This window comes from Frankia sp. CeTa3Moorea (genome assembly GCF_978021225.1).
The window spans coordinates 1-7,685 of sequence record NZ_CDXDOR010000190.1; the positions used below are offsets into that span (position 1 = coordinate 1).

General features: G+C 70.2%; 7 protein-coding genes. 3 read left to right on the forward strand and 4 right to left on the reverse strand.

Features of this window, described 5'->3' with window-relative positions; genetic code table 11:
• The 4 genes from AC08OV_RS21905 to AC08OV_RS21920 all read right to left on the reverse strand — a co-directional run.
• The coding region (locus AC08OV_RS21905) for an ATP-binding protein (RefSeq protein ID WP_476620246.1) at positions 1 to 756 on the reverse strand (756 nt) is incomplete at its 3' end.
• 130 nt (positions 757 to 886) lie between these two features.
• Positions 887 to 2,104: a hypothetical protein gene (locus AC08OV_RS21910; RefSeq protein WP_476616189.1), complete on the reverse strand. Its 1,218-nt coding sequence runs from the start codon at positions 2,102 to 2,104 to the stop codon at positions 887 to 889.
• Positions 2,101 to 2,946, reverse strand: coding sequence for an SAM-dependent methyltransferase (locus tag AC08OV_RS21915; protein WP_476620247.1), 846 nt, complete (start codon positions 2,944 to 2,946; stop codon positions 2,101 to 2,103). Before AC08OV_RS21915 ends, AC08OV_RS21910 begins: the two co-directional genes overlap by 4 nt.
• 355 nt (positions 2,947 to 3,301) lie before the next feature.
• On the reverse strand, positions 3,302 to 4,192 hold the full coding sequence (locus AC08OV_RS21920) for a class I SAM-dependent methyltransferase (RefSeq protein WP_476615762.1): 891 nt from the start codon (positions 4,190 to 4,192) through the stop codon (positions 3,302 to 3,304).
• A 708-nt stretch (positions 4,193 to 4,900) separates the two neighbouring features.
• Between AC08OV_RS21920 and AC08OV_RS21925 the strand changes: the two genes are divergently transcribed.
• The 3 genes from AC08OV_RS21925 (at position 4,901) to tnpC (ending at position 7,563) form a co-directional block, all read left to right on the forward strand.
• The gene (locus AC08OV_RS21925) at positions 4,901 to 5,278 is read left to right on the forward strand and encodes a hypothetical protein (protein ID WP_476615763.1); all 378 of its coding nucleotides are present in this window, start codon (positions 4,901 to 4,903) and stop codon (positions 5,276 to 5,278) included.
• Between the two features lie 137 nt (positions 5,279 to 5,415).
• On the forward strand, positions 5,416 to 5,679 hold the full coding sequence (locus tag AC08OV_RS21930; protein WP_476615764.1) for a hypothetical protein: 264 nt from the start codon (positions 5,416 to 5,418) through the stop codon (positions 5,677 to 5,679).
• Between the two features lie 426 nt (positions 5,680 to 6,105).
• The gene (tnpC, locus tag AC08OV_RS21935; protein WP_476615765.1) at positions 6,106 to 7,563 is read left to right on the forward strand and encodes an IS66 family transposase; all 1,458 of its coding nucleotides are present in this window, start codon (positions 6,106 to 6,108) and stop codon (positions 7,561 to 7,563) included.
• The last annotated feature ends 122 nt before the right edge of the window (positions 7,564 to 7,685 follow it).

Consider the following 7,685-nt stretch of genomic DNA (forward strand, 5'->3'; position numbering starts at 1 on the left):
CCGCGGGAGGGGGCTGTGGTGGGGCAGGGCGGCCCAGACGACCTTGCCTCGCTCCTGGTGGCTGCCGTCGGGGGTGTGGACCCGAGCCTGGTAGTAGCCGGTGCGTGGGGTCAGGGCGGTGATCAGGTGCAGGCCGCGGCCGTCCTCGGCGTCGGGGCTGGTGGCCCTGCGGGTTGGGTGACCTGGTCCTCCGTCCCAGACCTCGACGATCACATGGTGGTCGCTGTAGGTCAGGCGCATCGCGATCTGGGACGTCAGGTCGTCGTCGCCGTGCAGGCTGGAGGCGAGCGCGTTGGTGATCAGTTCGGAGGTCAGCAGGGTGATCGTGTCGATCACATGGTCGAGGTTCCACTGGTGGAGTTGCCCGGTGACGTCACGGCGGGCGACGCTGGCGGACTGGGGTCTGGTCTGGTAGCTCCAGACGCGGTGCGGGAGCGCGTGAATGGCCGGTTCGGGTGCGCTGGCGGTGGTGGCCACGGCGGTGGTCATGTGGCTCTCCCGACGGCGGAGATCTGGGCAGTCCGCGCCGGGCGGGGCGGGGGCGGTGTCGTGGACGAGCGTGAGGTTGTTCTCGGCGAGCACCACCACGCGGCACGGCCACGTGCATCCACACTCCTCGCACACACCGTTGCGTTGGACATGCCGGTCAAGGAGGCGCACCGCGCTGCCACGCAGCAGCTCGAACGCACGCTCGGGCGGGTGGGCGGTCGTCTTCCGGCCGACAGCAATCAGCGGGTCGGTGGATCGGCCGCGCACAGCGACGACCTGACCGGGCGGAGAGGCGGAGGCAGGCGGCGCAGGATGGGCGGGGTGTGATCGGCCGCCCGGTGGCCGGCTCAGGCTGATAGCCATGGACGTGGACCTTCGGTCTGTGAACGGTGAAAGATCAGTGATCGGCGGGGTCGAGCTGCTGTGCTGGCTGGCTGGCCGGGCTGTCGGCGAGCGCACCGAGGGTGGCGTTCAGCGCCGCGCCAGCGCCGCGGCGGCGTAGTTCTCGGGTAAGTGCGTCGAGGACGGACAGCGCCGACAGCCGACGGGCAGGCAAGTCGGCCACGGCCGGGCCGAGCCGGAGGGCGGCTGCCGGCAGCGTCAGTTCGGTGATCATCTGGTCGTAGACGGTGGCCGCCCAGACGGTCAGGACGACGTGCAGCCAGCCGCGCCACTGGTCCCGGCAGGCGGACAGCCGGCCGGACAGCCACGCCTCGACACCTTCGACGAGTTCCGCTCGGACTGGCGGTGGGCAGCCGAGGATCAGCGGGTGCAGATGGCCAAGCAGTGTTCCGGCGTCCACGAGGTCCCCGCCGGGTTCGAGCGCGGGTGATACCAGCGCCGCCTGCGGCGACCTGTCGGGGTACAGCACGCCGCGCGGGGTGAGGTTCCCGAACGCGATGCCGCTGTGGCTGAGCACCATCGGGTCCAGCCGGGCGGCTAACCGGCCGAGCCGCGCCGACAGGCTGCCCGCGAGCGCCCGAAGCTCCCCGATCTCGCCTGCCGTCGTGTCGTCGGCGTGGAGGTGGTCCAACGGATGGCTCAAGGCTTCAGCGACGACCCGAGGCACCGCGTTGGCGGGCGCCGCGGTCTGGTTCAGGTGCGCGGGTGGATCACGGTGCAGTTCGCTCAGGTCGTCCATCAGCGCCGTCATCACCCCGGTGAACTCCATCGGCCGGGCCTGGAGCCGGGTGGCCAGGGTGGTGCCATCGATCCAGGGGGTGAACATCGCTCCCTTCGCGCAGGCGATCGGGGCCGCCACTCGCTGGCGGGTGTAACCCGCCAGTGCCGTGAGCTGCTCAGCCTGGCCGGCCATCGCGGTCACCGCGATGCCGTCGCCGTCGGCGAGCACGGTGGCGAGATCGCCGTGGTCGCCACGGATGAGGCGTGACAGCGCCCGGCCTGCCGGGCGGACCGTCGCGCACAGCGCCACCCCGCCGCCGGCCCGGACGTGGCGATACAGTGCCCCGCCCGCCGTGGTCATCGCCCCGAACATCACCTCGCTGTGGGGCCACAGCTCGGCGGTCGCGGCGGTGATCCACCCGTCGGCGTAGGACAGCAGATCGCGGACGTCGCCGTCTTGCCAGCACGTCGAGCAGGCCGAGGGCGGGCTCACCAAAGTCGGCCGACACCGGCGTAGACCGGCAGCCGACCCTCCATGGTCGTCGACCGCCCATGCCGCCGGCCGCGCTCCCAGCCCGGGAGCAGGACCAGGCCGGGGTCGACCAGATCGCAGTCGTCGAAGAACGACAGCACCTCGGTACGGTCACGCAGCTGGAACGGCGCGGTCGTGCGCCGGTACACCTCCGCCGCCTCCGTGACCTGCGGGGACTGCCCGTCGCCGGTGGCATGGGTCGCGACCAGATGACTGCCTGCGGGCAGGGCGTCCCGTAGCTGGGCAACCAGGTGCCGAGGGCCGGTGTCGTCGGGGAAGAAATGCAGGACCGCGACCAGGAGCAGCGCGACCGGCTGCCCCAGGTCCAGCAGCCTGGACACCTCCGGATGCTCCAGGATCTCGTCCGGCCGCAGCAGATCCGCCTCCACCGCCGTGGCCAGCGGGTTGGGCGCGAGCAGGATCTGGCTGTGTGCGACCGCGACCGGGTCGCTGTCCACGTAGATGACCTGGGCGTCCGGGGCCAGCTGCTGGGCGACCTCGTGGACGTTGCCCATCGTCGGCATACCCGACCCGATATCGAGGAAATGCCGGATACCGACCTCGCCGGCGAGGTACCGCACCGCCTCACCCAGGAACAGTCGGTTGACCCGGGCGGTGTCGCGGATCTGCGGCCACGTCTGCTCGACCTGCGCCGCCGCCTCCCGGTCGGCCGGGAAGTTGTGTGCGCCACCAAGGAAGAAGTCGTAGACCCGTGCGACGTTCGGCCCCTCGGCCCCCGCCGCGGCGACGCCGTCCGCCCCCTCACGACTGCCCCCGTGACCAGCGCTCCACGGTGACGACACCGCTTCTGGGCTGACGCAGCCGGCCCGACCAGGCGACCGAGCCGGGTCTCGTACAGACAGTGCAGTCACGATGCGTAGACCAGACGATCCTCATCATGGGAACGACCCTCACTGACGGTAGGCAAAACGGAACCGTTACACCATCGTCCAGGCGGCGTCGGGTGGTCATCCCCCTCACCGCGAAGAAGCCGTTCACCTATCCCAACCGCGCCTGAGCTGGGAAAACACCGATGGGAACGCCCGTCTCTTCGCTCGTTGCCGCCCACTACTCCCCGGACTGTGATCGTTTCACTACGGTGGCGCGAGAGGAGTGAGGTCCCGGAACGCGATGGCGGCGACCGCGCGGCCGGGGGCTTCAGGTGGAGACGTCCGGCTTGATCGCGGTGATGTAGGTGATGGAGGTCTGAAGGAGGATGGGGCGTCGGCGGGCGGTCGAGCGCCACGCTTCCGAGTAGCGACGCGCGAACGCGGCACCCAGAGTCCGGCCGATCACCTGATAGGTCGACTCACCAGCCGGACCCGCGGCGTGCAGCGCGGCTTCGGCGGCGATCACGTTCTCCAGCGGGGCGGTGACCGTGTCCTCGGTGAACTCGACCTCGGTGAGCCCCGCGAGACGCGCGTTGCCGACCGCATGGGCCGGAGTGAACGCGTACGCGGCCGGCCGAACGGCGGCCATCGCCTTCTCCACACGGCTGACGTCGTGGGCACTGAGCCCGTCCAGCTCGATGGGCTGACGTCGGGCGAGCACGAGCTCGCAGACCGACAGACGGCCCCCTGGTCTGAGGACCCGCGTGATGTCGATCAGCATGCGGCGGGGATGACGCAGCGGTGCCAGGACACTGAAGCCGATGACCGCGTCGAAGCTGGCATCGGGCAGAGGCAGGGGCCGCTCCGTGAGATCCCATACCGATCCCCACGTTTGGCCGTTCTCCGGGGTCGGCCGGATTCTGCTCAGTGCCGCCCGGCTCGGGGCCAGGGTCGTGACGCTGCCGCCCGGCACGACGGCCGCGAGCGCCGCGGACATCAGTCTCGCGCCCAGGCTCAGATCCAGCAGGTCCTGCCCGGGACGTGCGGCGGCACCGTCCAGCACGGCAGCCGCCAACGCGGACGGTCGATGACGGGGATCGCGCCGGTCGGCGCGGTGCACGGTCAGCAGATCGGAATCGGTGGGTTCGCCGGCGGAGCGGCCGGACCGGCTCTGGGGCCGGCCGGCGCGTGCGGCCTTGGTCGGATGCTGGGACGTCACGAATCACTCTTCTGGTCGGTGGTGCTGCCCACTCGGGTGACGGCGGGCAGCGTGCACAGTGATCATCACCATCGTCGATCGGGCCGTCATTCCCGCAAGCGGGAATGATTCGTTCACCCCGCTGCGACTGCTGTGACCTGCGGAGACCGTTGGCGCCGTCCTGGTTTGTTCGGCATAGGGCCTGTCGGATGCGGCAGCCACTCGTGCCAGGAGCCGCCGAGAACGTGGCGGACCTCGCTGGATCAATCGGCAGGATCGACCTCCCGCAGGCCGTTGTGACACGCCGATGACTGACGGTGTTCGCCGCCGCCGACGAGCTGGCCGACGACGGTGACGATCAGGGGCGACAGGCGCAACGTCGCCCCGGGAATGGACAGTCACTGCCGAAGCGAGGGCCCGCCGCCCGCACATCCCCGCAGGTCAGAAGGGCAGCGCGCCCCGAACAGATTGTTCGTCGGCGAGGGAATGACACCCGGCCTCCGTCCAGGCGATGGTGTGACGGTTCCACCTCTCCCGGCAGGAAGGACCGCCGATGCCCGCAGCTCCCGACCGCGCCCCTGCCGTGCCGGTGTTCCGCTGCTCTCCCGCGGGCCCGGCGGACCCCTGGCTGGTCCCGGTTTTGGCTCGCGTGGAGATCATTGTCAAAGGGTGATGCGGTCGCGCGAGCGCGCCGCCTTCCCAGCGTTATCCGGAAAGGAAACGGGCCACATGACCGTTGAGCCCCGCACCCAGCCCGACGATCGACTCCTGGCTGATCTGGCCTGGCTGGGCGCCATCCAGGACACCCCCGGCGTGCTGGAGACGTTCGTCGCCGGACACGCGCCTCGCGTGTTCGCGCTCGTCGAACAGGACGTCGGCATGTTGGAAGACAACGTGTTCGGCTGGGGCCTCCAGTTCAGCGACCACGCCGTCGTCGTCGCGCGCGGCGGGACGTTCTCCACGGTCTGCTCCCACGCGGACGACGCCGTGACGATCTTCGCCGTTGCCGGGCGGAACCTCCGCCTCGTCTGGCACAGCCCTCCCACCCCGACGACGTCCTCCGCCAGTGGCCGCGACCTCCTGAAGCGTCGGCGGGTCATCCGATGACCGCCAACGACTCCTGCGCTGCGTGGTGCCAGCTGCGCGCCGGCCATCTCCGTCCCGAACCCGCGGGCCCCGGCGACCACCACATCGCGGAGATCGCGTAGATCGACATCCCGGAGATACCTGGGCTGCGGTCCGCGGTGGCCGGCCCCCTGCGCGTGCGGGTCGAACAGTACGTGACGGCGTCCACCGTCCACCCGGCGATCATCAGCGCCGACTTCGGTGACCGTGCCCCTACCCGCGGCGGCTTCGAGTACCTCACCGCGCAGGAAGCGCAGGCCCTCGCCTGGACGCTGATCCGGGCTGCGACCACCATCGACGCCGGAACCTGCCCCCAGTGCGTAGACCGGAAGGACAGGAGACCGCGATTCTCGGGCAGGGAACCGGAAGCCACCGGCCCTTGAAGACCCGGGAGAAGACGGTCGGCGGGATATTGCACCGGACGCGAGCAAGCGAGTGTGGGAAGACGGGAAGACGGGCCTTAGGTGGCTTATGCGAAGCTGAGCGCATGGATCCTTGGAGAGTGTCTCAATGCTCCGACAGCGCCGTCTTGGTCGCCCCGCCGTGACGGGTCAGCCGGGGCCGCAGGGTGGCCTTGACCGCGCCGTTGGTGAACGCGCGGTCGGTGGCGCGGCTCGACCATACGTAGGCCTCTCCGGGGACGAGCGCATTGAGTTTCGTCGACGTCAGGTCGGCCAGTGCCGTGTTGGCCTTCTGGTAACTAGTCAGCAGTCTTGATCGATTTCTGTTGTTGCAGGTCGGGTTGTTGGGTGACTCCCGCTGTGGGTGTGGGGTGTTCGCGGTGGGTGACCGGTCCGTAGGCTGCTGGTGTGTTGCCTGTGGATCCGCTCGCGCTGTCGTATGACGAGCTCGTGGTGCTGGTCGCGGCGCAGGCGGCGCAGATCGCCGAGTTACGGGCCGCGTTGGAGAAGGCGAACGCGGAGATCGCGGAACTGAAGGCCTGGCTCGCGAAGAACTCGCGGAACTCCTCGAAGCCACCGAGCTCGGACGGTCTGGCCAAGCCCGAACCGAAGTCGCTGCGCAAGAAGTCCGGGCGCAGGCCCGGTGGGCAGGCCGGGCATGAGGGCACGACGCTGGCACTGGTCGACGACCCGGACCGCACGGTCGTCCACGAACCGGCGGTGTGCCGGTGCTGCGGGGACGGGCTGGTACTCGCGCCGGTCACCGGGGTGGAGCGCCGGCAGGTCGTGGACCTGCCCCCGGTACGGCCCGTGGTGGTCGAGCATCGGCTCGTCGAGCGGGAGTGCGCCTGCTGCGGTGCCCGGACCCGGGCGCGGGCCCCCGGCGGGGTGGACGCCCCGGTCCGGTACGGCCCGGGAGTCGAGGCGCTGGTCCTCTACCTCTATGGCGGCCAGTTCCTCGCGCGGGACCGGGCCGCGGTCGCGATGGCCGAGCTGTTCGGGATCCGGCTCTCGCCCGGCACGGTGGCCGCGATGCTCACCCGGGCCGCCGGCCGTCTGGAGAAGGAGTTCCTTCCCCAGGTCCGCGACGCCCTCGCCGCCGCGGACGTGGTCGGGGCCGACGAGACCGGCCTACGGGTCGCCGGGAAGCTGCACTGGGTGCACTGCGCCCGCACCGACAGGTTCACCCTGGTCGTGGTCCATCCCCGCCGCGGGAAGGACGGTATCGATTTCCTCGGGGTGCTGCCCGGGTTCACCGGCGTGGTGGTGCATGACTGCTGGGCGCCCTACGATGCCTTCGTCGACGCCGGCCACCAGCTCTGCTGCGCTCATGTCGTGCGGGAACTGCTCGCCATCGCGGAGAAGGCCACCCCCGCGGCCTGGTCCTGGGCCGGCCAGGCCCGCGACGCCCTCGTCGACCTGCAGCGTCTGGCCGCCGAGGCGCGTGCCGCCGGCGCCGCCGTGGTCGACCCCGACACCGCGGCCGCCGTGCTGCGCCGGCTGCGTCACGCCGTCCAGGTCGGGATCAGCCAGACCACGCCCCGCACGACCAGCCAGATGCGGACCGAGAACAACCTGGCCCGCCGCCTCGCCGACCGTGAGGCCGACTACCTGCGTTTCCTGTCTGATCTGACGGTGCCACCGGATAACAACGGCAGCGAACGCGACATCAGGATGGTCAAGGTCCGGCAGAAGATCTCCGGCTGCCTGCGTTCCCTGACCGGCGCCCGACAGTTCGCCGCCCTACGCAGCTACCTCTCCACGACCCGTAAACACGGGATCGGGATGCTCGACGCCCTCCGCCGCCTCGCCGAGGGCCGCCCCTGGCTGCCCACCGAAACCCCGGCCCTCACCCCAGCCGCGTAACCACCAGCCACTACCGATCATCAGATAGCTGACTAGTTACCAACGATTTACTGGCAAGGCACGCGTCGCTACTGATGATTAATGCGTAGAGTTATGTTGATCACGGCTCTTCCCAGGCTAGT

Excerpts from the sequence above, each read along its gene's own strand:
- AC08OV_RS21925 (WP_476615763.1), top strand. The coding sequence starts at position 4,901 with ATGACCGTTGAGCCCCGCACCCAGCCCGACGATCGACTCCTGGCTGAT.